Origin of the sequence: Methylicorpusculum oleiharenae (assembly GCF_009828925.2) — a bacterium.
Classification (GTDB): Bacteria; Pseudomonadota; Gammaproteobacteria; order Methylococcales; family Methylomonadaceae; genus Methylicorpusculum; species Methylicorpusculum oleiharenae.
The window spans coordinates 496212-520109 of record NZ_WUTY02000001.1 but is presented as its reverse complement, the minus strand read 5'-3'; the positions used below and the strand labels follow the sequence as shown (position 1 = coordinate 520109).

The 23898-nt window shown below is 46.8% G+C and carries 24 protein-coding genes; 8 read left to right on the top strand and 16 right to left on the bottom strand.

Annotated features, from left to right (window positions below):
• Window positions 1–26 precede the first annotated feature (26 nt).
• Both GO003_RS02445 and trpE read right to left on the bottom strand, forming a co-directional pair.
• Window positions 27–614, bottom strand: a complete 588-nt coding sequence (locus GO003_RS02445) for an anthranilate synthase component II (protein ID WP_159657372.1) — start codon at window positions 612–614, stop codon at window positions 27–29.
• On the bottom strand, window positions 611–2098 hold the full coding sequence (gene trpE, locus GO003_RS02440) for an anthranilate synthase component I (protein ID WP_159657374.1): 1488 nt from the start codon (window positions 2096–2098) through the stop codon (window positions 611–613). Before trpE ends, GO003_RS02445 begins: the two co-directional genes overlap by 4 nt.
• Before the next feature lie 223 nt (window positions 2099–2321).
• Here trpE and GO003_RS02435 point away from each other — a divergent pair, with 223 nt between their 5' ends.
• Complete coding sequence (locus tag GO003_RS02435; protein ID WP_159657376.1) at window positions 2322–3197, top strand: fumarylacetoacetate hydrolase family protein; 876 nt, start codon at window positions 2322–2324, stop codon at window positions 3195–3197.
• A gap of 190 nt (window positions 3198–3387) precedes the next feature.
• On the opposite strand, the gene GO003_RS02430 is transcribed toward GO003_RS02435, so the two are convergent.
• The 3 genes from GO003_RS02430 to GO003_RS02420 are packed head-to-tail and all read right to left on the bottom strand — an operon-like array spanning window position 3388 to window position 6759.
• On the bottom strand, window positions 3388–4824 hold the full coding sequence (locus GO003_RS02430) for an ATP-binding protein (protein WP_159657378.1): 1437 nt from the start codon (window positions 4822–4824) through the stop codon (window positions 3388–3390).
• The gene (locus tag GO003_RS02425; RefSeq protein WP_159657380.1) at window positions 4821–5483 is read right to left on the bottom strand and encodes a response regulator; all 663 of its coding nucleotides are present in this window, start codon (window positions 5481–5483) and stop codon (window positions 4821–4823) included. Before GO003_RS02425 ends, GO003_RS02430 begins: the two co-directional genes overlap by 4 nt.
• Window positions 5484–5529: 46 nt before the next feature.
• On the bottom strand, window positions 5530–6759 hold the full coding sequence (locus GO003_RS02420) for a thioredoxin domain-containing protein (RefSeq protein ID WP_159657382.1): 1230 nt from the start codon (window positions 6757–6759) through the stop codon (window positions 5530–5532).
• A gap of 426 nt (window positions 6760–7185) precedes the next feature.
• On the opposite strand from GO003_RS02420, the gene trpD reads away from it, so the two are divergent.
• The 6 genes from trpD (at window position 7186) to GO003_RS02390 (ending at window position 12731) form a co-directional block, all read left to right on the top strand.
• Complete coding sequence (gene trpD / locus GO003_RS02415) at window positions 7186–8217, top strand: anthranilate phosphoribosyltransferase (RefSeq protein ID WP_159657384.1); 1032 nt, start codon at window positions 7186–7188, stop codon at window positions 8215–8217.
• On the top strand, window positions 8214–9014 hold the full coding sequence (gene trpC, locus GO003_RS02410; RefSeq protein WP_159657386.1) for an indole-3-glycerol phosphate synthase TrpC: 801 nt from the start codon (window positions 8214–8216) through the stop codon (window positions 9012–9014). Before trpD ends, trpC begins: the two co-directional genes overlap by 4 nt.
• Window positions 9015–9137: 123 nt before the next feature.
• The gene (locus tag GO003_RS02405; RefSeq protein ID WP_159657388.1) at window positions 9138–10364 is read left to right on the top strand and encodes an isocitrate dehydrogenase (NADP(+)); all 1227 of its coding nucleotides are present in this window, start codon (window positions 9138–9140) and stop codon (window positions 10362–10364) included.
• Window positions 10364–11500, top strand: a complete 1137-nt coding sequence (locus GO003_RS02400) for an efflux RND transporter periplasmic adaptor subunit (protein ID WP_159657390.1) — start codon at window positions 10364–10366, stop codon at window positions 11498–11500. The genes GO003_RS02405 and GO003_RS02400 overlap by 1 nt, the downstream gene beginning before the upstream one ends.
• A complete protein-coding gene (locus tag GO003_RS02395) occupies window positions 11497–12159 on the top strand; it encodes an ABC transporter ATP-binding protein (RefSeq protein ID WP_159657392.1) in 663 nt (220 codons plus the stop codon). The genes GO003_RS02400 and GO003_RS02395 overlap by 4 nt, the downstream gene beginning before the upstream one ends.
• 284 nt (window positions 12160–12443) lie before the next feature.
• A complete protein-coding gene (locus GO003_RS02390) occupies window positions 12444–12731 on the top strand; it encodes a hypothetical protein (RefSeq protein ID WP_159657394.1) in 288 nt (95 codons plus the stop codon).
• Window positions 12732–12757: 26 nt separating this feature from the next.
• Here the strand turns inward: GO003_RS02390 and GO003_RS02385 are convergent, their stop codons facing one another.
• The 7 genes from GO003_RS02385 to GO003_RS02355 form a co-directional block, all read right to left on the bottom strand.
• Window positions 12758–13192 (bottom strand): response regulator, encoded by a 435-nt coding sequence (locus GO003_RS02385; protein WP_159657396.1) that lies wholly within the window; start codon window positions 13190–13192, stop codon window positions 12758–12760.
• Window positions 13189–14655: a sensor histidine kinase gene (locus GO003_RS02380; protein WP_159657398.1), complete on the bottom strand. Its 1467-nt coding sequence runs from the start codon at window positions 14653–14655 to the stop codon at window positions 13189–13191. Before GO003_RS02380 ends, GO003_RS02385 begins: the two co-directional genes overlap by 4 nt.
• 419 nt (window positions 14656–15074) lie before the next feature.
• Window positions 15075–15770 carry a DUF2490 domain-containing protein gene (locus GO003_RS02375; protein WP_159657400.1) on the bottom strand — a complete coding sequence of 232 codons (696 nt, stop codon included), beginning with the start codon at window positions 15768–15770 and terminating at the stop codon, window positions 15075–15077.
• Window positions 15771–15881: 111 nt separating this feature from the next.
• Window positions 15882–16670, bottom strand: a complete 789-nt coding sequence (locus tag GO003_RS02370) for a carbonic anhydrase family protein (RefSeq protein WP_206444698.1) — start codon at window positions 16668–16670, stop codon at window positions 15882–15884.
• A gap of 7 nt (window positions 16671–16677) precedes the next feature.
• Window positions 16678–17550 (bottom strand): hypothetical protein, encoded by an 873-nt coding sequence (locus GO003_RS02365; protein WP_206444699.1) that lies wholly within the window; start codon window positions 17548–17550, stop codon window positions 16678–16680.
• Window positions 17551–17588: 38 nt separating this feature from the next.
• Complete coding sequence (locus GO003_RS02360; protein ID WP_159657403.1) at window positions 17589–18656, bottom strand: cytochrome-c peroxidase; 1068 nt, start codon at window positions 18654–18656, stop codon at window positions 17589–17591.
• Window positions 18657–18753: 97 nt separating this feature from the next.
• A complete protein-coding gene (locus GO003_RS02355) occupies window positions 18754–19365 on the bottom strand; it encodes a DUF1264 domain-containing protein (RefSeq protein WP_159657405.1) in 612 nt (203 codons plus the stop codon).
• Between the two features lie 429 nt (window positions 19366–19794).
• On the opposite strand from GO003_RS02355, the gene GO003_RS02350 reads away from it, so the two are divergent.
• Window positions 19795–20661: a YbgA family protein gene (locus tag GO003_RS02350; RefSeq protein ID WP_159657407.1), complete on the top strand. Its 867-nt coding sequence runs from the start codon at window positions 19795–19797 to the stop codon at window positions 20659–20661.
• Between the two features lie 72 nt (window positions 20662–20733).
• Here the strand turns inward: GO003_RS02350 and GO003_RS02345 are convergent, their stop codons facing one another.
• The 4 genes from GO003_RS02345 to lpxD all read right to left on the bottom strand — a co-directional run bounded on the left by GO003_RS02345 (window position 20734) and on the right by lpxD (window position 23693).
• The gene (locus GO003_RS02345) at window positions 20734–21429 is read right to left on the bottom strand and encodes an OmpA family protein (RefSeq protein WP_159657409.1); all 696 of its coding nucleotides are present in this window, start codon (window positions 21427–21429) and stop codon (window positions 20734–20736) included.
• A gap of 72 nt (window positions 21430–21501) precedes the next feature.
• Window positions 21502–21915, bottom strand: a complete 414-nt coding sequence (locus GO003_RS02340) for an exosortase system-associated protein, TIGR04073 family (protein WP_159657411.1) — start codon at window positions 21913–21915, stop codon at window positions 21502–21504.
• 275 nt (window positions 21916–22190) lie between these two features.
• Window positions 22191–22628 (bottom strand): NUDIX domain-containing protein, encoded by a 438-nt coding sequence (locus tag GO003_RS02335; protein WP_159657413.1) that lies wholly within the window; start codon window positions 22626–22628, stop codon window positions 22191–22193.
• Window positions 22629–22655: 27 nt separating this feature from the next.
• Window positions 22656–23693 carry a UDP-3-O-(3-hydroxymyristoyl)glucosamine N-acyltransferase gene (gene lpxD / locus GO003_RS02330; RefSeq protein ID WP_159657415.1) on the bottom strand — a complete coding sequence of 346 codons (1038 nt, stop codon included), beginning with the start codon at window positions 23691–23693 and terminating at the stop codon, window positions 22656–22658.
• Window positions 23694–23898: the final 205 nt, after the last annotated feature.

The window sequence follows — 23898 nt, the reverse complement described above, 5'->3', positions numbered from 1 at the left end:
TAAAATCTTGCAAAAAAGTGCTGTCATCATCCCTGCAAAAAATTTCTGAGCATGTCATGACCCTGTTCGGTCAAGATCGATTCCGGGTGAAATTGAACGCCCTCAATCGGCATTGTTTTATGCCTGACGCCCATTATTTCATCTATATTGCCCTGTCCGTCCTCTGTCCAGGCCGTGACTTCAAGACATTCGGGTAAACTCGACTGTTCAATCACTAAAGAATGGTAACGCGTTGCTGTAAACGGGTTATTCAGATCTTTGAATACGCCCTGATTTTTGTGATAAACCAAAGACGTTTTGCCATGCATAATACTTTTGGCATGGATAATATGGCCGCCGAAAGCATAGCCGATACTTTGATGACCCAGGCAGACGCCTAGAATCGGCAATCGTCCAGCAAATTTAAGGATGGCTTCCACCGAAATGCCGGCTTCCTTGGGAGTGCAAGGCCCCGGAGAAATGACGATTTTATCGGGAGCAATGCGTTCGATATCGGTGACACTCGCTTCGTCATTGCGGACAACGACCACCTCGGCATCCAGTTCACCCAAATACTGAACCAGGTTGTAAGTGAAGGAGTCGTAATTGTCGATCATCACTACTTTTACGCTCATGTCGGATCTCCTTCCAGCCCCGCCTCAGCCATACTGACCGCTCGAAAAATAGCCCGGCCTTTATTCATCGTTTCATCCCATTCGTTTCTTGGCACCGAATCGTAAACAATTCCTGCACCGGCTTGTATATGTAAAGTTTGATCCTTGATCACTGCTGTTCGGATTGCAATGGCGGTATCCAGATTGCCGGACCAGGCGATATAACCCACGGCACCTGAATAAACGCCTCGTTTGACGGGTTCCAGTTCATCAATAATTTCCATCGCCCGAATTTTTGGCGCGCCGCTGACTGTGCCTGCCGGAAATGTAGCCGCCAATACATCAAAGGCATTTTTCCCTTGCTTCAGTTGTCCTGTGACATTGGAGACGATGTGCATGACATGCGAATAACGTTCCACGATCATTTTGTCAGTGAGTTGCACTGAACCTATTTCCGCTACGCGTCCTGTATCATTGCGGCCCAAATCGATCAGCATTAAATGTTCAGCCAATTCTTTTGGATCAGCCAGCAGTTCCTGTTCCAAAGCCAGATCCAGCTCATGCGTCGAACCGCGTGGGCGAGTACCTGCTATCGGCCTTACCGTAACGGTTCCTTCTTCCAGTCTAACCAGAATCTCCGGAGACGATCCGACGATATGAAAATCCTCCAGATTTAAAAAGTACATGTAGGGGGAAGGATTAAGGCAGCGCAACGCACGGTATAGATCCAGCGGTGAGGCAGTATAGGGAATGGATAAACGCTGCGACAAGACAACCTGCATAATGTCGCCATCAAAAATATAGTCCTTGGCTTTGAGTACGGCATCTTCAAAACCCTGTTGCGTGAACCCGGAAACAAAATGCGATTCTTCAACATGTTTGGGAGGGGTGTTAGATTGAGGCCTGGCTTTTAATTCCCGCAACTTGGCGGCTAATTCACGAAGTCGGGTCAATGCGTTGTCATAGGCGTTGTCCTCTTCCGGGTTGGCGTGAGTCAGCAGCAGCATTTTTCCGGACAAATTATCGAATACCAGTATTTCTTCCGAAACCATTAACAGGATATCGGGCGTGCCCAAAGGGTCCGGCTTATTCGATGATTCCAGTCGCGGCTCGATATAACCAATAGTTTCGTAGCCGAAATAACCTACCAGCCCGCCATTGAACCGAGGCAGTGATTTGATGTCCGGGACTCTGTAACGTTCTTTGAAGGATTCAATCCATTCCAGAGGATTGCTGTGCGTAGCCAATTCCTCAATTTGACCGTTATGCTCAACTTCGATCGTATGACCGTTGATTTTAACAAGGGTGCGGCAAGGCAATCCGATAATGGAATAGCGGCCCCATTGTTCTCCGCCATGAACGGATTCGAACAGATAGGAATAAGGTCCGTCAGCCAATTTAAGATAAGCGCTGAGCGGCGTGTCCAAATCAGCGAGAATTTCCCGACTGACAGGGATACGGTTGAAGCCCTGCCGGGCGTATTGATTGAACTCTTCGCGTGTCATTGCAGATATCGATGGTTTATGTTCGGTCTTGTTTGTAACCGTGACGTTTATTGTCCGCACGAATAAAATTTAAAAGGTCCGGGGCTTTGCGCATAACGCTAGGCCAATTTTCCTTGTGCTTACTGGTCACATGCTTTTAGTTTCAGCATTATAACTTTTTTTTGGTCTTTCGCTCTTCGTTATACAATGCCAATCAACAAAAACATCCGGGTATTTAAAAGCGATGAAACTGGCAACTTTTAATTTTGAGGGCAAGACACGTATCGGGGCGGTTGTGGGCGATTGGATTGTGGATAGTTTAGGGGTACAGGCCATACCAGAAGATATGATTGGATTTCTTGAGGGAGGGGCTTCCTCTATCGATGCCATGCAGAAATTGATAGTGAAAAACGTGCAGCGTATCGCTTTAGCGGACGTGATTTTGCAAGCGCCGGTGCCAAGGCCCGGCAAGTTCCTGGGTGTTGGTCTTAATTACGCAGATCATGTTGACGAAACGGAACTGGAAAAACCCGAATATCCCACCTTTTTTACCAAGCAAAGTTCCTGTGTAATAGGGCCGGGCGCTGCGATTCACAGACCCAAAGTGTCCGAAAAACTCGATTATGAAGGGGAGCTGGCTTTTATCATCGGCAAACGCTGCCGTCATGTGGCCATTGATAAAGCTCATGAAGTGATTGCAGGATATACGATTGCAAATGATGTGTCGGTGCGCGACTGGCAATTTCGTTCCGCTACCTGGACGTTAGGAAAATCGTTTGATACCCATGGACCATTGGGTCCCTGGCTGGTCACGCCCGATGAAATAGGCGATCCGCATCAATTATCCCTGGAAACTTGGCTGGACGATGAAAAGCGTCAGTCATCCAATACGCGGCATATGATATTCAACTGTTTTGAGATCATTGCCTACTTAACCCAGGCCATGACCCTGGAGCCCGGCGATGTCATCACAACAGGCACGCCCGCCGGAGTGGGTGTAAAAATGAAACCGCGAGGTTATATGAAGCCCGGGCAAACGGTGCGTATCACCATTGAGAAAATAGGTACGCTGATAAATCCGGTTATCGCTGAGCCGAACAGCATTTTTCCTGTGAAGTAACAAGCCAGGCCCACTTTATACCTTTCGCACTTCAAATTTCGGCAGTGCCTAAGGAGGCAGCGGGTTGTTCGGCAAAAGCTTTGCCAGCATGGATGCTGGCATAGAGCCTATATGGATGTATTTACGGCGTCCTTTGACGGGCACCCCGGTGCCAAATTTCGATCTACGATGAGTATACTTGAAACTTTAATCAGTCTATAACATTACCAAAAAGCGGTTTTTTAACGTTCTTGGCGTTTTTTACAGGATTGGCTTCCGGCAGTAAAGGAAACAGCACGGTCAATTTCAAGCCGCCAAACCTTGATTTATCCATGTGTAACTCCGCATTGTGCAATAAAGAGATCCGTTGAACCATTGATAGTCCCAAACCAGTGCCTTGTACTTTGTTCGCAGTTTCTATGCACCGGTAAAACCGTTTATAAGCGTCGTCGTATTGCTCTATGGCGATGCCCGGCCCCGAGTCTTCAACACATAATTCCAGTGCCTTTCTTTGCGTCAGACTGATCACAACCTTGCCACCTCTGGGCGTGTATTTAACCGCATTGTCCAGGATGTTTCGGATCAGAATGCCGATCAGTGGAACATTGACTTTCACGTAGGCCACGCTGTTATGCTCAAAACTCATACTGATTTGCTTTTTATGCGCTTCAGGTTCCAGTTCGGCAATAATTTGTATCACTTCGCGGCTTAATTCGACATATTGTTTGTTCAGGTAAGACGGGTCTGACTCTATTCGGGAAAACGTCAATAGTTGCTGCACCATGTTGGTCATTCTTTTGACCGCTTGTTCAATGCGCCCCAATGCTTGCTGCCGCATGCCTTCATCAGAAGTTTTCATGGCTACCTGCGCTTGGGTCAGCAGTCCTGCCAACGGTGTTTTTAATTCATGTGAGGCATCAGCAGTAAAGCGCCGCTCGTTTTCGAAGGCTTTTTCCAATTGCAGAAAAAGCGTATTGATCTCTTCGACAACAGGGACAATTTCGGTCGGTAAGTGCCGAGTTGACAAAGGTTTCAGATAATTTGCCTCACGCCGGGCAAGTTGCAGGGTGAGACGATTGACCGGTTTTAGGGCGCGCCTGACGATCAAGCCGATGACAACGCCCAGAAAAGGCAAGCTGAATAACAACGGCTTGATCAGATGACTGACGATTTCATCTTTTAATTCGCGGCGGACATCGTCCCGCTGGCCGACATGGATGATATATTCATCCTTGTCATCCGAAATGCTGAAGACATGCCATAAGTAGCCGTCAATTTCCATTTTGGTAAAGCCGTTGAGCGAATCTGACATGGGTTTGACCGGGGCAGTTCGCGAGCGCAAGATCAATCCTTCCGTCTTGGAGATCAGCTGAAAAGCAATCTTTTGCGTGTATTTGGAATTAAAAGTACTGTGCGTCAATATTTTCTCAGGGCTGTCCAAATCCCACAGTTCATTCAACGAGCCCTCATACAGCAAGTGGCCGACGAAAGAATAAAGAGCATGTGCCGATTGGGCTAATTCCGCATCAAAAAGCTTAACGACTTCGTCCCGGGTAAGCCGGTAACTGACATAGGCGGTGACGCCCCAGATCAGAGCTGACGCCGAGAGCAGGGTAAACAGCAAAATATTCCGTAGCGAATATTTCATTCAGCTTCATCAATGATATAGCCGACGCCGCGGACAGTCCGGATAAATTTGGCGCCCAGTTTCTTTCGTAAATGATGGATATGAACTTCTACCGAGTTGCTTTCAATTTCAGATCCCCAGGAATAAAGGGCTTCTTCAATTCGTGCGCGAGAAATCACGCGGCCGATATTGCTCATTAGAAAATTTAAAATGCCAAATTCTTTTTGGGACAAATCAATACGTTTGTTTTTGACTGTAACGACATGCGATGCCGGGTCCAGCAATACGCCCTGGTGTTCGATTTGCGGGACGCTACGTCCTGACTGCCTTCTTGCCAGCGCCCTGAGCCGTGCGCAGACTTCCGATAACTCAAAGGGTTTTGCCACAAAATCATCAGCACCGCTGTCTAGCCCTTGAATGCGGTCATCCACCGTGTCTTTTGCCGTCAATACCAGTACAGGCGTTTCATCCTTGCGTTTGCGCAATTCTTTTAACACCTCCATTCCTTCCATTCCAGGCAGGTTAAGATCCAATACCACCAGTTCGTAAGAGTTTGTTTTCAGTGCCTCATTGGCAAGATTACCATCCATGACCCAATCCACGGCATAGCCTTCCATGGTAAGGCCGGCCTTGATGCCATCGCCTAAAATTTCATCATCTTCTACTAATAAAAGTCGCATAGTTACGCTCAGAGTTTATAAATTTTTTCAGAATACGAAGCCAAAATCAGTCCGTGTCCAATTTTCCTGTTTTAAGCCTTTCCCATAGATAAGCCAAACAGGTTATGAATAGTGCAGATCCCAGCACGGTTAATGACGCCAGCATATTATTCAGCCATTCCGGTGCCACTAACAACATTATGCCCAGGTTAAACATCATTAAGCCGGATAATAACTTCAACAGGCGGCCTTGTTGTTCTGTCAATTTTCTACTGCCCAAGGTCAGGGTATAGATCACCACGATGACGAGTAGCGGTATGACGTAGACCGTATTATAAAGTGCCAGATAAGCATAATAAGACGGGGTCGATAAGGCATGTAAGGTCAAAACGCGGGTGTAAATCATGGGCAGGCCCGCGGTGCATAAAAGTTCGTAGCTGTTGGCTGCTATAGCCAAGACCACCGTCGCTGCGACCGTGGCTGTCCAGTTTCCGGCCTGCAGGATTGAGCGCATACGTTGAAAAAGCAGGGGCTTGGCCGATTCGGGAATACTCAGGGATAGCCCTCGTTTAAAGAAAAAATAATCCTTGATATTAAAACCGGCGATTAACACTGCGATGATACCGGCCAGCGCTGTGATCAGGTCCAGTTGTTGCGTCATCAAAAAAAGGTTGAGCCAGGCCGCCATGAATATAAAATACATGCCGCCGGAAAATACCACGAATATTCCGCCTATGAGTGCCATTCGCTGCCTGCTGTGGCCATGCGCCATAAGACTTAGCAGGAACAATAAGACAAAAAAAGCGCAAGGGTTGAACGCGTCCAGTGCCGCAATAAATACGGTGAGGAACGGCAGCGAATAAGCCTGATAATCAACTGTGCCCAGCAAGGGCAAGTCCAGTTGCTTATTTTCTGTCGGGCTCTGTTTGGCCTCATGGCATTCGATCAACTCGCGTTCCAGTTCTTTGCCCATCCGGGCTGGACTATCAAAACCCACCCGAATACGGTCACAAAAAATAAAGCCGGGTATTGCGTTGGCCGGATCATTGAGCGCTTTAGCCATCGTGATATAACGCTGTACATTTTCCTGATTATTCACCAAATCATAGCTTTTAACGCTTAGCCAGTCATATCGCGCATCCAATTCCTCGATAAACGGTTTCGCCTCCAGGCAGTGGGAGCATCGATGGGACCAGAAAAAATGCAGTTCAATAGCCGGTTCTGAGGTGTTTTCAGCGCTATAACCGATGTTGAGCCAAGCTCCTAAAAACATAACTAAAAACACTGAATATTTCATAACGGCACCGGCACTTTAGGAGGATCAATTTTATAACGTCTGCAATTCAATAGTCTTTTTTTATCTCTCTACTGGAATGCCTACAGGGATGTAGGTAAGGGGCGTGAGCAGGAGCGGAAGCTTTGCCTACAGGGATGTAGGTAAGGGGCGTGAGAAAATTAAGCCGGTTTGGTAAGCGGTGAACCGAGATGGCAAAAAAAGTTTAGAGGCTTGTTCGCGATCATTAAAAAGTTCAATGGGCAAGGATGGTCAATCGATCGTTTTTGTGGCACGATGCAGACATGCATTCTACTTGGGACAATGATCTTTCTTCGCTAAGCATTCAACCCCCGCGTAAAATTACGAACATCCTCTTATGGACGATATTTGTTAATTCCTTGCCTAAGCAATAACTCAACATTCAGCATTTTATTACTCAATTACACCATGGAAATCAAACAAGCACTGCAGGCACTCCTGGAAAAACGATCTTTAACCGGAGAGCAAATGCACGAAATGATGCATTTAATCATGTCCGGCCAGGCATCTGATGCGCAAATTGCCGCCTTTTTGGTTGCGCTACGCTGCAAAGGTGAAACGGTGGAAGAAATTGCGGCCGCTGCTCAGGTGATGCGTGATTTGGCCGAGCATGTCAGCGTGACCGGTGAACATGTGATCGATACCTGTGGAACGGGGGGCGATGGCGCTCATACGTTTAATATATCAACCACAGCCGCCTTTGTAGCGGCGGCGGCCGGTGCTCAGGTTGCCAAACACGGAAATCGTTCGGTTTCCAGCAGTTCAGGAAGTGCGGACGTTTTGGAGGCGGCAGGCGTTAATCTTGATCTTGGCGCCGAACAAGTCAGCCAGTGCATCAATACAATAGGTATCGGCTTTTTATTTGCCCCCAAACATCATGGTGCCATGAAGCATACCATCGGACCCCGCAGGGAGATGGGGGTCAGAACCTTGTTCAACTTGCTGGGGCCTTTATCCAATCCGGCATCGGCTCCCAATCAGCTGATCGGCGTGTTTGGCAAGGAATGGCTTCGACCACTGGCGGAAGTGTTAAAAAAATTGGGCAGTCGTCATGTACTGGTGGTCAACGCCGAAGATGGCTTGGATGAAATCAGCATTGCCTGCTCGACCCATGTGGCGGAACTTAAAAACGGAAATATCAATTGCTATTCGATCACGCCCGTGCAATTTGGTTTAAAGCGCGGTCAGCTGAGTGATTTAATCGTTGACGATGCGGCGTCTAGTTTAAAATTGATGAAGCAAGTCCTTGATAACCAGCCTGGTGCAGCCCGCGATATTGTTGCATTGAATGCCGGAGCCGCCATTTACGCCGCCAATCTGAGCGACAATTTACAGTTCGGTGTGCAAAAAGCCTTGCAGGTCATTGCCAGTGGCGCCGCAAAAGCCAAGCTGGATGCGCTGGTTGAATTTTCCAATAACATTAATAACAAGTCATCATGAGCGATACTCCGGATATTCTGAAAAAAATTCTCGATACCAAAGTCGAAGAAGTGGCCAAGCGCAAAATGAGCACCTCGATAGACATGCTCAAGGATCTGGCCGGCGTTGTTGAAAGGCCTAGAGGTTTTTATAAAGCCTTACAGCGTCAGGCGGCTACCCGAAAACCAGCCATTATTGCCGAAATAAAAAAAGCCTCACCCAGTCAAGGTGTCATTCGCGAAGATTTTCAGCCGATATTGATCGGCCAGGATTATGCGATGAATGGCGCCACTTGCCTTTCTGTATTAACCGATAAGGAATACTTTCAGGGCTCGGAAGTGTATTTGCAAATGGTCAGAGAGCGTTGTCCGCTGCCGGTGTTGCGTAAAGATTTCATGATTGATGCCTATCAGGTGTTTGAAGCCCGAGCGTTGGGGGCTGACTGTATTTTGCTGATCGTGGCGGCACTGGATGACCAAACCCTGCATGCACTGGCGGACACAGCGAATGAACTGGGTATGGATGTGCTGGTTGAAGTGCATGATGCCGATGAAATGACCCGCGCCTTAACGCTGGACACGCCCTTGATCGGTATCAACAATCGTAATTTGCGGACCTTCGAGACGCGTTTGCAGACGACGCTGGATTTAAAAGCGCAAGTGCCCGACGACCGCTTGATCATTACTGAAAGCGGGATTCATACACCTGACGACGTCAAATTAATGCTGGATAACGGGATATACACTTTTCTGGTTGGCGAGGCGTTTATGCGCGCCGACAGTCCCGGCCAGAAAATGCGCGAGTTGTTTTCTTTATAGGCACTTTTGCCGGGAAAGACTGCCTTTTCCGGCAAATTATGGCTATAAACCGTAACTCTTTGCCCTGATCCGCCACGCCTGATTTTCAAAATACACTCACCCTCAATACTCTTGGAGTCCATCATGAAAAAAATTGTTGTCAACTCGCCCGTTGTCGAAATGGATGGAGATGAAATGACCCGGATTATCTGGCATTTCATTAAACAGAAGTTAATTCTGCCTTATGTGGATGTGCCTATCCTGTATTACGATTTGGGCATTGAACATAGAGATGAAACCGAGGATCAAGTCACTATTGATGCCGCACATGCAATCCAAAAGCACGGTGTAGGAATCAAATGCGCGACAATTACGCCGGATGAAGCGCGGGTTGAAGAGTTCAAGCTGAAAAAAATGTGGAAATCGCCAAATGGAACGATCCGGAATATTCTGGACGGTACCGTCTTTCGTGAACCCATCATCTGCGAAAACGTTCCCCGCCTGGTGCCTAACTGGACAAAGCCTATTTGTATCGGCCGTCACGCCTTTGGCGATCAATACCGCGCCACTGATTTTGTTACAAAAGGTAAAGGCAAGTTGCAGATTACCTTTACTCCAGATGATGGCAGTGAAGGACAAAGCTTTGAGGTCTATCATTTTGAAGGCGATGGCGTGGCCATGGCGATGTACAACACCGACGAATCGATAGCCGGTTTTGCCCGCAGCTGTTTTAACGTCGCGCTGGACAGAGAATGGCCGCTTTATCTGTCCACCAAAAACACCATTCTCAAAAAATATGATGGCCGTTTCAAAGATATTTTCGAAGCCATTTATCAAGCCGAATATCGTGAGCGCTATGAAGCCAAGGGCATTGTCTATGAGCATAAGCTGATCGACGATATGGTGGCTTCGGCGCTTAAATGGAATGGCGCTTTTGTTTGGGCCTGTAAAAACTATGACGGCGATGTGCAGTCCGATACCGTGGCACAGGGGTTTGGCTCGTTGGGCTTGATGACCTCGACGCTGGTTACGCCGGATGGAAAAACCATGGAAGCAGAAGCGGCCCACGGCACTGTCACGCGGCACTACCGCATGCATCAGCAAGGTAAAAAAACCTCTACCAATCCCATTGCATCAATTTTTGCCTGGACCCGCGGGTTAGCCTTTAGAGCCAAGCTGGACAATAACGGGGCCTTGTCCAATTTTTGTGAAACCCTGGAAAAAGTCTGTGTCGATACCGTCGAGGCAGGTCAGATGACCAAGGATTTGGCATTGTGCATTTACGGTGATGATCTGAATGACACCCATTACCTGACTACAGAGGATTTTCTTGAGGTTCTCCGAGTGAATCTGGAAAACCGTTTAGGATAATGCTAAAAAAACTGTTAGCGGCGGCGGTACTGTTGACTTCGGTTGTCGTTTTGTATTATTTCAACAAAGATCCTGAACGGATTGAGGTTGAGTTCTACACGGTTAAAGCAGGCGAGGTGTCGGCCACTGTTTCCAATACCCGTGTTGGAACGGTCAAAGCCTGCCGGCGCGCCTATCTTGCCCCTGCAACCGGGGGGCAAGTGGCTGGCCTGCATGTGGAAAAAGGCGAAGTGGTCAAAAAAAACCAGTTGTTGCTGGAAGTGTGGAATGCGGATCTTAAAGCTCAGGTCGAACTTAACAAGGCTAAGATCAAAGCCAGCTATACAGAGGCCGAACAGGTGTGTCAACGAGCAGCAGGGGCTGAACGTGAAGCCGCACGATTCTCTAAGCTGCGCTCGCGTAATCAGTTTATTTCCGAAGATCAGCTTGATAAATCGGTCACTGAGGCAACAGCACAAAAGGCTCAGTGCCAAGGCGCCGAGCAGGCCATTGAGGTCAGCAAGGCACAGCTGGCCGTTGCTCAAGCAGCTGTCGAGCGAACGTTTATCACTGCACCGTTTGACGGCACCGTTGCAGAAATCAATGCCGAATTAGGTGAATTTGTTACGCCTTCGCCACCGGGCATTCCGACCTTACCCGCCATTGATTTACTCGATTTGAACTGCCTTTATATCTCCGCTCCGATTGATGAAGTTGATGCCGGGCGTATCAGAATCGGGATGCAGGCCTGCGTTTCGCTGGATGCTTTTCCGGAAAAACGCTGTACCGGCAAAGTGTCAAGGATTGCGCCTTATGTTCAGGAAAAAGAGAAGCAAGCACGAACCGTTGAAGTTGAAGTCAAGATTACCGATGCGGATGATTTAAAGCGCTGGCTGCCGGGATACAGCGCGGATATTGAAGTGGTGCTGGCTGAAAAACAGAGCGCCCTGCGCTTGCCTGCCGAGGCCATCATGGAAAATAGCAAAGTTTTACTGATTGCTCAGGGTGACGTGCTGGAAGAACGGACTTTTGTGCCGGGACTGAGTAACTGGAGTTTTACCGAAATTGAATCCGGCTTGCAGGAAGGCGACAGAGTGGTTACGTCGGTTGGTAAAGAAGGCGTTGCCGCCGGTGCAAAAGTCCGTTTTGAGCCATGATTCAACTGGAAAACATTTACAGACGCTTTCAGGTCGGTGATCAAACCGTCCATGCACTAAACGCTATTAACCTGACGATCGCTCAGGGTGAGTATCTTTCCATCATGGGGCCTTCAGGTTCAGGGAAGTCAACGCTGCTGAATACCATCGCACTGCTAGACCAGCCGTCATCCGGGCGCTACTTTTTTAATGGCCGCGACGTAACCTTGCTCAGTGATGATGAGCTGGCCAAAGTGCGGCGAGAAAACATCGGTTTTGTTTTTCAATTTTTCCACTTGATTCCTCGTCTATCCGCTGCCCAAAATATTGAAATGCCGATGATTTTGGCAGGCATTTCACCCAAAGAACGAAAAGGGCGCGTTAAAGAGGGGCTTGCTGCCGTCAGTTTACTGGATAGGGCCGAACACAAGCCCGATCAGTTATCCGGAGGACAGTTGCAGCGCGTTGCCATTGCGCGTGCCATGAGCATGAAGCCTCAGCTTTTGTTGGCGGATGAACCTACCGGAAATCTTGACAGCCAATCAGGCAAGGACATTATCGAGTTGCTGGAAAAGCTTAATCAACAAGGTGTGACCTTAGTGATTATTACTCATGATCCCACTTTGGGCAGTCGAGCGGGGCGTAAGATACGTCTGGTCGACGGACAAATTCAAAATTAGCTTATTTTCCGGATTGCGCTTTGTTTCATTCAGGTTGCCTTGATTAAATCAAAAGGCGGGGTAACCTGACATGGCAATTCAGAATTCCCAGTTGGTTATAAAAAAAGGGTAGGCGTAAGCTTTGCGGGGATGTCGGCAGCAGGGATGCCGCCGACAAGCCTCACAAGCCTCAATAGATGGGTCTATGGCGTTTCTCGCAAGTCTTACTCCTACCATTAAAGCCACGTTTAAAGTTCAAACCGGGAATTTCTGCATTTTTATCACGTTCAGGTCAAGGAGTCGCTATGAGTCAGCTGTGTGAAAAAATACAAAGTCTGCTTAAAACGGATCAACAGGAAGCCGTAATTATTGAGCCTGAAGATCAATTAATTACGACAGCCGCCGTTCCTCATGGGGACGAAGCCGAGTCGATTCATCCCGGCAAGAGGCGATTAAAGGAAAACTACACCAGCCATTGGGATTTGGATTATCTGCCCAAACAGGAAGTTGACAGGATTATGACTGACTGTCTTGTTATAGGCCGGACTGAATCGCTGGCAGTATTTACGCCATCAAGTCGCGAAGCTGAGTAGGGGAGAGAGGCTCAGTAATCTTAAGTCTAAGGCGGTGGTTCATTGATAACCAGCCAATACAGGCTTAATTGCTTGATGGTTTCTGCAAAATCTGTGAAATTAATCGGCTTGCGAATGTAACTGTTGGTGCCGCAGTCATAGCCTGTGGAAATATCTTCCTCCTGGCCTGACGAGGTTAGAATCACTACCGGAATTCTCCGGGTGCGCGAATCAGCGCGAATCCTGCGCAACACTTCCAAGCCATCGATTTTAGGCAGTTTCAGATCAAGCAGAATGACTACCGGTAGATCAGTGAGATTGCGGGTACTGAATTTACCGTTACAGAAAAGATAATCTAATGCTTCCTGTCCATCCTCCGTAACGACCAGGGGATTACTGATGGCGTTTTTCACAAGTGCCCGGCGGGTTAAGCTGACATCGCTGGGGTTATCTTCAACGAGTAAAATTGTCTTGGTGTTCATGCGGAGTCTCCAAGAGTGAAAAAGAACGTGGCGCCGCCGTCCTCATGGGCTTCAGCCCAAATCCTGCCGTAATGGCGGTGCACGATGCGCTGGACTGTTGCGAGGCCGATACCGGTTCCCGGATATTCACTGGCTTTATGCAGGCGCTGAAAGGCGCCAAACAGATTTTGTGCGTGAGCCATATCAAAACCAACGCCATTGTCGCGGACAACGAATAATGGGTAGCGGGTATTGCTTTTCTTGTCATGCTCGATGATATGGAAAAACTCAATTTTAGCTTCGGAACGCGGTGCCGTGAACTTGCAGGCATTGCTGAGCAAGTTGGTTAAAACGACTTCCAATAAACGGGCATCACCTCGTGTAAAGAGGTTCGATTGAATAACAAACTCAATCTTACGTTCCGGTTCCGCTCGTTGCAACCGTTCTGAGACAGCTTGAGCAATTGCGCTTAAATCAACCTTTTCATTATTTAATTCCCCGCGACTCACCCGAGACAACAGCAAAAGGTCGTCAATCAGCTGTCCCATACGCTGTGTTTCCGATCGAACCGTCTCAAGATAGCTGTGAGCCTGTTCATCCATAGTGTGACCGCAGTCTTCCAGTAATGCCAGGCTCCAACCGTCAATGCCGCGTAAAGGGGCACGCAAATCATGCGACACGGAGTAGGCAAAAGCTTCCAGTTCCCGGTTGGCGATTTGCAGTTGTTCTTCGTAAGATTTACGTTCGGTTATATCTCGGGCTGCGGCAAAGACACCGGCGACCTGGCCTGATTCATCTTTGTAAACCGTTGCGTTATAAAGAACATCAGTCACATAGCCCGAGGTATGGTTAATAGCCAGCGGGTAATCCATGACAAAACCCTTGGCATAGGCTTCCTCGTAACCTTGCCGCGCTTTATCGGGTTCCGTGAAATACTCGGAAAAATCACTGCCTATCAATTGCAAGCGCTCGACACCGGTAATTTTTTCTGTTGCAAGATTGACATCCATGATTTTTCCTTCGGTACTGATCGTGACCAACGGATCAAGGCTCGCTTCAATCAGGCTGCGAGCATATTGAGCCGAGCCTTTATACTTGTTATTCGCGGTTTCAAGCTGCTTAACAGAAGGTGCTTTTAATGCTGAAGGCATAATAATCCACAGGACAATCGCGGTTGTCAGGGAAAGAATGGCTGTAATGACGCGGACCAGGGCATCCGTTCCATAATTGGGATACCAAATATTAAGAACATCGAAAAAATGGGTCGTTCCACACGCCATCACAAACAAACCGAACAAGATAATTAGCCAGCGGTTCTGAATGTCAGGACGGCGTTTGGCAAAAAACCAGAGGGCGAAAGGGATGGAATAATAAGAGGCTGCAATAAGCAAGTCAGAAGTGACATATACCCATAACAACAAGGGGTTCCATAACAGGCAATAACCGTGCGGCATCAGATTTGAGGTATCAAACCACTGACTCACTACACTCTGCATTTTATCTATTCACTTCTTTGTTGTTGGCTGTGCCGGGATTGGCATAGCGGGGCAGGGCTCTAAAAGCCTTGCTCGCAATTCATCGACTTCTGATTGGCGTTGTCTTGCGCTGTTGCAGTGGCCTTAACCCAAGCGAAAACTGGCAAAATGCGTAAACTTGCGGTCTCGTATTGGCCTGCCCAGGCCTACTTCAATTCGCCAAAATCAACGGATCATCGCCAATGCTGTCCGGTTCAAACGCATTTTTGGGATTGATGATGTCAGAGAGACGTTTGCTGAAGGGAAAAATTAATTTAAAACCCTTTATGAAATAAGGAAATGATTTCCAGTATAGCAAGGATATCTGTGATGGACAGGCTGCATTTTGCTGCAAAGCCTTGTTAGTGCAAATGCCGTCGGTTGTGCCGTTAGAAGTTGAAGTTCAAATTGGTAAACCAGACATGGTTATAAACATCAGGCGCTCCAAAATTATTGACATATTGCAACTGATAGCCGGTATCTACATTGATTTGCGGCGTTAATTTATAACCAATTCCTGCATAAGATCTGTTTTGATTGATGCCTGGCTGAACGGAAGTTTCGCGAGGACTGTAATTTAACGAATTAAAATAAACAAACAATTCATCCAGGGCAATTAGGTAGGCCTTGGAGTCCGGAATGGAGTATACAAAACGGAAGCGGTGACGTGTACGGTAAGCTACATCAGCATCTACAAAAAATCGTTCTTCAAAACGTAATCGGTACTGAAAATTCAGTTCCGGAGTGAAGTTATGTATCCATTGTAATTGCTGCATTACATCATGGGTGGCGTTATCGAATTTAATCGAAGATGAATCATTGTATTCACCATGCCAAGTGTATCCCAGCCAAAGCTGGAGCTCTTGGGTCAATTTATAACCCACTATTGGACGGATGAGTAATTGACTGAAGTCGCTATTATCGTTTTTGGAGCGAGGTGCCAGTTCCAGGAAAGCCAGATAATTACTGCCACCAAAATCGGTTTGATACGTGTTACTGAGCCAAATGCTCCAGTCATCATTCGAATCAGCGCGAGCTGCCGACGTAAAAAAAAAGGATAAAACTAAAGCCGAGAATTTTTTCATCAAGCCCAAGCCTTCAAAGGTAATTTATAAAGGGAATAATTGTAACAAATTTAATGAAGTTGGCCGGGCGATAGTCGGGTTTATATACTGTCGTTGATAATGAATAACAGATTACTCATCATCAACGAGTCTATCGTTTTTGGGTTCGATATGACGCGCATTATTGCCTTCTATGGTGTTGATAGTCTCGATTTGTTCAGGAGAGGCTTCATAAATCTTTTTCAAAACAAACCAGTCTACGGTCTCTGTATAAGGCGCGGTTGTCAGGGAGCCTGTGTAGTGATAATGATGACCTAGATCACCTGCCGGACTTAAGGATAAGAGATCATTTAATTTTACTGAATTGTCTTTAACGACAGTTTTGCTGTGAGGATGCGGGGGGGTCAGGTTTATAAATTCGTTGATGAATTGATTTTCTTCACCCATTTTGAATAAAACGGCGATGACCAGATAATCAGGAGTGATTGAGTTTTCCGTAGCACTGACGATATGCAATTCCATGGGAAAGGTCATGCCATCAATCAAATGCTCCGAAGGCGTATGAAAGTGCATTTGTTTGAAGGAATACGTTTTGTCTTTGACTGTAATAGTGCTGCCGGCATTGAAATCAAGTTGAATTGTATGCCCCAGATTTTCAACAGCCGTTACTTTGTCTTGAAAATGGACAACAAAATGATCATGGTTTAATTCCTTTTTTGTCCGGTTGGTAAAAATATTGATGGGTGATTGATGAAATCCGGGATCAAGACTGGGCAGGCTGTATTTTTGGGGGGCGTAGTTCTGAGGCGGCAAGTGGCTGCCGGATTCAGCGATTTCTTTACTTGTCTTGTGCGCGCAAGCCTGTAAGCAGAGCAAGGACAGCAGTATCAAAAGCTTATTCATTTTGGATTTTTTTTGCATTGCTCCTCTACTTGTCATGCGTTAAGTGGTGCTGATGGTCCGGAACCGCATGGCGGGCGTGATCGCTCAGTTGAGCATCAAACCATTGATGAAGCGCATGGATGAGTGAGGGTTGATCGCTGGTATAGGTAATTTGAGCGCCATCGGCTAATTCGGTGTAGTCAATTTGAATGTGCTCAGGCTGAGCATTGCGTAATTCGGCCAGTCCCGGCATGGTATCGCCGTGTATTTTAGCCGGATTGGAATAATCGCCATGCTTGAACTCGTCTGCGATTTTGGCAAGATGCGCCCGAATCAGTTCGATTTGTCCGGTATTGGTTTTATCTTTGACTATCACTTGCTGCACTCCGCCTTGCTCGGTTTTTGAAAAAATATGCAAGGTTTGCTCCAGATCAAATGGCATGACATGAGCGCCGCGTTGCGCCACTTCATCAAGCCGGGCGTTGTCTTGATTGCCGATGCGGATCTGATAAGCGTTATGACACGCCGCGCATTTGCCCATGGCTGCACTTAATTGGTGCAAGATTTGTTTTGGCGCGGCCATATTTTTGGCATCAACGGCGATTTGATCGAAGTCCTGATGCAGCGACATGCCCAGGTGCATGAATTCTTTGGGGAGTATCTGATGCAGGTGGTCTTCAGCTTTATGCGCCATGTTCAACCCTAAAGCCTCTGCAGACGCTGCAACACGAGTCATGTCCTCGTCAGCTAAGGCAGAGAGGATTTTTTGAGTACCCTCCAGCAAAGATCGCATTTCGCTCAAAACATGATGGCGCTGGGCTTCTGTCAGTTTTAATTCCTGACGATGATCACTTTCTTCTGCAAATGAAAGGGTGGTTCCCGATAGCCATAAGACTAAAGCTAAACTCGATTTTTTCATGACTAATCTCTTTTTAACAGGTTATGGGTTATGCGTAATTAATTCAGCTCACTTTCAACGCTGGTCAGTGATTTTAAAAAGGCAGCCAAATCGGCTTTTTCCTGAGCGGTCAAATGTAAAGGGAAAATTTTGGGATCGATATAAGCGTTGCTGATGCCGCCTTTATCATAATGTTCTATCACTTCCTCCAGCGTTTTGAGGCTGCCATCGTGCATATAAGGTGCGGTCATTGTGATGTTGCGCAGCGTGGGGGTTTTGAATCTGCCGAGATCCGCAGGTATCCTGGTGACAGCAAACCGGCCCAGTTCAGAACGTTGGGCATCAGTCAGTCCGGTAATGTCGACTTCTTTTTGTTGATTGATGGCTGATGTCAATTCAGTCAAGACCGGTTTCAAGCGCTCGAAACCGATGCCTACATTATAAAAACGATTGTCCGTAAACAAGGCGTTGTTCCATGATATTTCATGGCACGTCATGCAGTTTCCTTTGCGTCGGAAAATACGCGACCCGCGCGCTGCACTGTCCGATAGTGCCGATTGATCCTTGCCAAAATAGTAACGGTCAAAAGGTGAGTCGCCTGCAACCAGTGTCCGTTCGAAGCTGGCAATGGCTTTGGCAATATGCTCGATAGTGATGCTATCAGGTTGAACATTAAACACCTGATGAAACTGTTTTCTATAAGCGGCATCTTGATTGACAACGTCAACAACCTGCCCTAGATGAGTGAAACCATGCTCTACCGGGTTGACCAATGGGCCTTTTGCTTGGGCTTCCAGGCTGCTTTCTCTCCCGTCCAGAAACTGTGTTTCGTAATATGCGGAATTGATGACGGTGGGCGCATTTCGTGTTCCCAATTGCTGCTTGATGCCTTTGGAAACCGGCAGTCCGTCCGTGAAAGCGGTGCCTGAACGATGACAGCTGGCGCAACTGACCGAGCCGTCGGCACTTAAACGTTTATCATTGAAAAGAAGTTGGCCTAGCTTAACTTTTTCAGCCGATTGTGGATTATCGCTGGGGATCGTCAATGGGGGTAAGCCCAGGTTCTTGTCCGCAAAACACGGGGTGGTAACCAGTAATCCCAGCAAAATTTTTATCAATAATCGCATATAAGCCTCCCAAAAAAAACACCAGCGGAGGCTGTGAAGACCTGGTTCCGCTGGCTATAAAGGTGTGTATCGCTACACACTAAGGGGGGTTGAACGGTTAATCTTGTTCAGGCATGTGCTGTACGATCACGATATAGGGTTCGCCTAATGGATATTTATCATCAGGTTTTTGAAAATAAATGACCTTGCCGTAGGTTTCATGGACTGCAGGTAGAATTTTAGCAGCTTCTTCCTGTGTCAGGTCAGGAAATGTCGCATGTGCTTTGGCTACTTCTACTTTATGGTAATGCCAGTATTTTTTCTCTGTTTCCGGCAAGGTGTTGAATTGCTCGGTGGTAATGATGTATTCGAAACCAATTGGTTTGTCCTGGTCTTTCATGCCGGTAGGGAACATCATGCAGACGAAAGTGCCGTCATCGTAAGCTTTACAGTGGTGATGAACGATAACTTGCAGTTTGGGATCATGGACGCTATGGGTGTCCGGCACCAGATGCCTGATTGCCTGAATATGTAAATCATTAAAGCCTAAATGATCAGGATGTTCAATTTGGCGAGGATTTAGTGCTTCGTTATATAGCTTGGCCTGTCCCGGCACTGACAGTTTTGCCTGGCCGTGTTCATGGCTTTCCGCTTGTGATGAGGTCGTAGTTGTTGCGCATCCGGACATCAACAACAGTAAGCTGCCAATGAGTAATAGTTTTTGTTTCATTTTGATTCCCTTAAAGCATGTTATTTTTATGTCGGTCTAAATTTAAGACCGGTGCAATATCTGTATTGCTATAACCATGCCATGGCATATCATTAAATTCAAGCTATTGTTTTTTCAGCGACTTTTGGTTTGTTTTTGTTTTCTGTGTCATGACTCATGTTTCAATAAGTGTTTCTTTAATGGGCTAAGTGAAACTATAAATTGTTTCAATTATGTTGCGTTGAAACGAGGGGTCGGCGAGGAGTTAAGATTTCCAGAATGCCGTAATCCCAATCGTGGATTTAGGACTCGGCCTGAACGGAAGGCCACACTGGCTTATTATTCTGGAAAAATTGCTCTCATCGGGCTGCAGTACAGAATTTTTTTGTATTTCCCAAACTTCGGACATACAATCAGCGCACATCAGTAATCTGGAACTTCGAAAACGCTATGAAAAAAATTCCCATAGGTGTAAGTAGTTGTTTGTTTGATCAGTTGGCAAACAGTGGAGCAATTCCAAAAAAAGATGCGGTTATCAATGAGGCGACCTGTCATTTTTTTGAATTTTTCCCGTTTGCGGTCAGTGAAGAAGCCGATTTAACCGTTTTTCCAACAACCCATTCTGAAGCCATAATCCGACCTGGTTCGGATTATGGCGAATGCACTCAGCTCTGCGGGTATATCATCAAAAAGAAAAGCCTGACTTCAGAGTCTGAGGTAGCGAAGAATTTTGGCAATACTTCCAATGGAAAAGATAGCATTGGGCTTGAGGCGCTAAAAATTATGCGTAATTTTCCGCTGCTGCCGGTAGAGGAAGATATTCGTTTGGAAGATGCTTGTTTTCGCGATAATTTTTTTAAACGGATTCACGTTGTTTATCGTTGGCAATTGCTGAAAAAAGAAGGCTTGACGGCGCATGGTCTTATTGAATTTCATGCCCGCCACAAGTTGATTATTATGAGTCATGCCGATTACCGTGATTTGGGGCAGTTGCTGGCCGGTTTAACCAAAGAAAATCTGGCGGAAGTCGCCAATCAATATATTTTGCAATTGATGAACACCTTATTGACAGTCCCTACGCGAGCCAATCATGTGAACGTTTTGCAGCATATACAAGGCTATCTGAAAAAAGAATTGGGCCGGGATGATAAAGCCGAATTATGCGAGTTAATCGAGTCGTATCGTAACTGTGAGGTGCCTTTGATAGCACCTATCACATTGTTGAAGCATCATTTTCGCAAGTGTCCCGATCCTTACATTCAATCGTCTTATTATTTTGCCCCTTATCCAAGTGCATTAGGCGAGGTTTACCCTTAAGTGAGTTCTGATTGATTTCGAGCGGAAGTGTCTGAAGCTCCGCAACGATGTTTCGCTGCGGAGCTTTTTAGGTTATTGAAGGTCGGGACAGTCTATATAAGTAGGGTGTGCAGTACTGATCATGACAACCCGGTGTTTTTGATTGGCGGTACGGTCTGGCCCTTCGGCTTCACCCAGTGCTTTGGTGCTCAGTTGCGAGGCTCTTGCGCCTTGGGCAATCAACATATTGGCTACTGCTGAAGCGCGCTTTTCTGACAAGATTTGATTGCTTTGAACGCTGCCTACGGTATCCGTGTAAGCGATCACCTGGGCTGTCGCGTCGGGGTGAGTCTCTAGGTATTTGCCCAACGAAGCAATTTCATGATGGTTGGTTTGGTAAGGCACAGCGCTTCCTGTTTTGAAATAGGCCGCTGCGTGCTGTGCAACTTCTCCCTGATGATGGTTGTGACTGTGGACGGATGTTAACCATTTGCACATTTCCTTTTCGGATTCCTTACGATGATGGGCGGCTTCTTCAGCAGCGGTCATGGCTTTTTTACGAAGATCAATGTTCCAGTAATGATCATTTTTCCAATGATCCAGAATTTCATTGGCATCTTCCAAACTTTCCTCTGCAAGTTCCTCATGGTACATCGATTGGCCGTAGTGACCCGCCATTGCTGCATCAATTTCTGATGTAAGGCCAAGGATATCTTTGGTTGGAGGGGTACAAGCCGACAGCGACGCGACTAGTACGGCAAATGGCAAATAAATAAAGTGTTTATTCATAATTTTATCCTCTTGATACGCATCATTGGCCTTGGGGCAATGATTCAAACGTTTATCCAATGGGGTTGATGCTTAATCGCCGTCATCCAATGGGCCATAGGAGGTCCAAAAGCCAGGAAGATTAAGGCCGAAATAGCGCGTGTCTTCACTGAAACGATCCCATACATAGGGTGGCGAGATATAATCATCGGTCGGAATCGGCGAGGTAACCAGTTCAGCTGCACCTACTACAGTCCGGCCAACAGCATGAGCAACGCCGCGAACCGTTCCCCAGGTTAGGCCAACAAAGATGTTTTGATCGTGACTGATATTGATTATGTTTTTGGGTAATTCAATAAAGCCAGTGGTGGTATTGAAAAAACCTTGACTGATTTTATCGCTTAGACAAGAGAAATAGCCGTGTTTATGTTCGTCTGCAAAAGCTGATGGTCCGGTCAGTAAAACCCCGGTCATCATGCAGGCGGTTAGGATTTGCTTTTTATTCATTGTTATTCTCCTCATAAAATTCAAGATTTACGCGTCCTGTGAAATCTTAAACAGTTGTTTTTATGGCATAGACGGTACTGTTTTGATCCGTGTCTGTCATGGTTATTCCCTTTGGGCAACGATCTAAACACCGTTATGAAGTCAACGATGCATGCGGGAAAGTATAGATGGCAATGATGAATATGCCATTTTTTATTACATGTATTTTGTTAGAGTCAGCTGAATGGTAGGGCATTCGAAACGCTGATATCAATAGCAAATAACTCAATTTTTGCTTAAGTTCTAAGCGGTGCCGTTTTGCCGGATGTTCTAAAGCTGAAGTAATCAGCCAAGACCAAGGCATGATCAAAAGCCAGTTCATTAGGCAGTGAATCCGGACTGAAAAGGCCGAAATTCTTTGCATCATCAGCGGCAAGCGGCGTTCCGGTCGCTTGAGCAACATAAACGGCGGTAACGGTATGATTTCTAGGATCACGCGCAGGATTCGAATAGAGGCCTAATAAGGCTGTCAGCACAATATCCAGTCCCGTTTCTTCTTTTGCCTCGCGAATTGCCGCGTGTTCCAGCGTCTCGCCGATATCGACAAATCCTCCCGGTATGGCCCACCCCAAAGGCGGGTAGGCCCGTTCAATCAAAACAAAAGGCTTATCAGGCCTGTCCACCAGTTCAATGATTGCATCAGCTGCCAGCAAGGGTGTAATCGGTTTGGCCATGATCGTTTGTCCTTAAGTCCGGGAGTTTTATTTTTTGTCGAGTAGTGAAATCTTTTCTTCCAGCGCTTTAACTTTCTTCAATAATTCGGGGAGTTTTGCCAGTGCGGCTAATTCCCGCCAGGCGACTTTTTTGTCTTTAGCGGGGCTTCCCCAGACTTGCGTTGCCGGTTCAACATTGCCCGAAATACCGGAGCGCGCCATGACGACAGCATGATGACCGATTCGCACATGATCCGCGACGCCGGTGCTGCCCGCGAGAATGGCGTTGTTTTCAATGATGCATGAGCCTGATATGCCAGATTGGCCGCAGATAATAACGTTTTCGCCTATCGCATTATTGTGGCCGATTTGAACCAGATTATCGATTTTTGTACCGGCGCCGATCACAGTTGAGCCGAAAGTGCCTCTGTCGATGCAGGTATTTGCACCGATTTCCACTCTGTTTTCAATAATGATATTGCCGATGTGAGGCACTTTAATATGTTTTTCATTTTGTTGTTTATAGCCGAAACCATCTGCGCCAATGATGCTTCCTGCATGAATTAAGACGTCATCTCCAATCTGACTGTGATCGTAAATAACCACATTCGGATAGATCCGGCAGTTTTTTCCGATACTGACATGACGTCCAATTCTCGCGCCGCTATGAATTTCTGTACCTTCCCCAATAGACGAATCGGCCTCAATCGAGACAAAAGCACCGACATAAATATTGGCCCCAAGTTGGACGGAGTCTGCAATGGCGGCGTGTTTGGATAGGTCTCGTGCGAACTTTGTTTGGGGATGCAGTGCATTGACGGCCGTGATGAAACTGATATCCGGGTTTTTAGAAACAAGCTTTGCCATGCCTTCAGGAAATTCCAGTTGCGCGGATTGCGTGTTCATAAAGCAAGCCGAAGCCTTGCTGTCAACCAGGTACCTTGCATACTTGGGATCATTTAACACGGTTACTTGATGAGTACCGGCTGATTTGATATCGGCGGCTGAAGTAATTGGGTTTCCGGCATTGCCGCCGATTATTTCGGCGTCACACAGCTTGGCAAGGGCTTCTAATGTGATGGTCATAAGTAATTTATTCTCTATGGTCTGGAGGTATGTGCAGTACGTTTTATTCGAACTACAATGGAACTGGCTTAATAATCTAAAATTATTCAATTGAGCTCCTGGGGCCATTTGATAAAGCCTATGGGTCAGAGTTCACAATTTGGAATGAGGGCTTAGATTATTGAGCAAAAGTATAACAAACTGACCACTGATTAAAACCAAGCTG

What these genes read in the sequence shown, in the direction of transcription:
- GO003_RS02445 (WP_159657372.1), bottom strand. Translation starts at nt 614, where the DNA reads ATGAGCGTAAAAGTAGTGATGATCGACAATTACGACTCCTTCACTTAC.
- trpE (WP_159657374.1), bottom strand. Translation starts at nt 2,098, where the DNA reads ATGACACGCGAAGAGTTCAATCAATACGCCCGGCAGGGCTTCAACCGT.
- GO003_RS02435 (WP_159657376.1), top strand. Translation starts at nt 2,322, where the DNA reads ATGAAACTGGCAACTTTTAATTTTGAGGGCAAGACACGTATCGGGGCG.
- GO003_RS02430 (WP_159657378.1), bottom strand. Translation starts at nt 4,824, where the DNA reads ATGAAATATTCGCTACGGAATATTTTGCTGTTTACCCTGCTCTCGGCG.
- GO003_RS02425 (WP_159657380.1), bottom strand. Translation starts at nt 5,483, where the DNA reads ATGCGACTTTTATTAGTAGAAGATGATGAAATTTTAGGCGATGGCATC.
- GO003_RS02420 (WP_159657382.1), bottom strand. Translation starts at nt 6,759, where the DNA reads ATGAAATATTCAGTGTTTTTAGTTATGTTTTTAGGAGCTTGGCTCAAC.
- trpD (WP_159657384.1), top strand. Translation starts at nt 7,186, where the DNA reads ATGGAAATCAAACAAGCACTGCAGGCACTCCTGGAAAAACGATCTTTA.
- trpC (WP_159657386.1), top strand. Translation starts at nt 8,214, where the DNA reads ATGAGCGATACTCCGGATATTCTGAAAAAAATTCTCGATACCAAAGTC.
- GO003_RS02405 (WP_159657388.1), top strand. Translation starts at nt 9,138, where the DNA reads ATGAAAAAAATTGTTGTCAACTCGCCCGTTGTCGAAATGGATGGAGAT.
- GO003_RS02400 (WP_159657390.1), top strand. Translation starts at nt 10,364, where the DNA reads ATGCTAAAAAAACTGTTAGCGGCGGCGGTACTGTTGACTTCGGTTGTC.
- GO003_RS02395 (WP_159657392.1), top strand. Translation starts at nt 11,497, where the DNA reads ATGATTCAACTGGAAAACATTTACAGACGCTTTCAGGTCGGTGATCAA.
- GO003_RS02390 (WP_159657394.1), top strand. Translation starts at nt 12,444, where the DNA reads ATGAGTCAGCTGTGTGAAAAAATACAAAGTCTGCTTAAAACGGATCAA.
- GO003_RS02385 (WP_159657396.1), bottom strand. Translation starts at nt 13,192, where the DNA reads ATGAACACCAAGACAATTTTACTCGTTGAAGATAACCCCAGCGATGTC.
- GO003_RS02375 (WP_159657400.1), bottom strand. Translation starts at nt 15,770, where the DNA reads ATGAAAAAATTCTCGGCTTTAGTTTTATCCTTTTTTTTTACGTCGGCA.
- GO003_RS02370 (WP_206444698.1), bottom strand. Translation starts at nt 16,670, where the DNA reads ATGCAAAAAAAATCCAAAATGAATAAGCTTTTGATACTGCTGTCCTTG.
- GO003_RS02365 (WP_206444699.1), bottom strand. Translation starts at nt 17,550, where the DNA reads ATGAAAAAATCGAGTTTAGCTTTAGTCTTATGGCTATCGGGAACCACC.
- GO003_RS02360 (WP_159657403.1), bottom strand. Translation starts at nt 18,656, where the DNA reads ATGCGATTATTGATAAAAATTTTGCTGGGATTACTGGTTACCACCCCG.
- GO003_RS02355 (WP_159657405.1), bottom strand. Translation starts at nt 19,365, where the DNA reads ATGAAACAAAAACTATTACTCATTGGCAGCTTACTGTTGTTGATGTCC.
- GO003_RS02350 (WP_159657407.1), top strand. Translation starts at nt 19,795, where the DNA reads ATGAAAAAAATTCCCATAGGTGTAAGTAGTTGTTTGTTTGATCAGTTG.
- GO003_RS02345 (WP_159657409.1), bottom strand. Translation starts at nt 21,429, where the DNA reads ATGAATAAACACTTTATTTATTTGCCATTTGCCGTACTAGTCGCGTCG.
- GO003_RS02340 (WP_159657411.1), bottom strand. Translation starts at nt 21,915, where the DNA reads ATGAATAAAAAGCAAATCCTAACCGCCTGCATGATGACCGGGGTTTTA.
- GO003_RS02335 (WP_159657413.1), bottom strand. Translation starts at nt 22,628, where the DNA reads ATGGCCAAACCGATTACACCCTTGCTGGCAGCTGATGCAATCATTGAA.
- lpxD (WP_159657415.1), bottom strand. Translation starts at nt 23,693, where the DNA reads ATGACCATCACATTAGAAGCCCTTGCCAAGCTGTGTGACGCCGAAATA.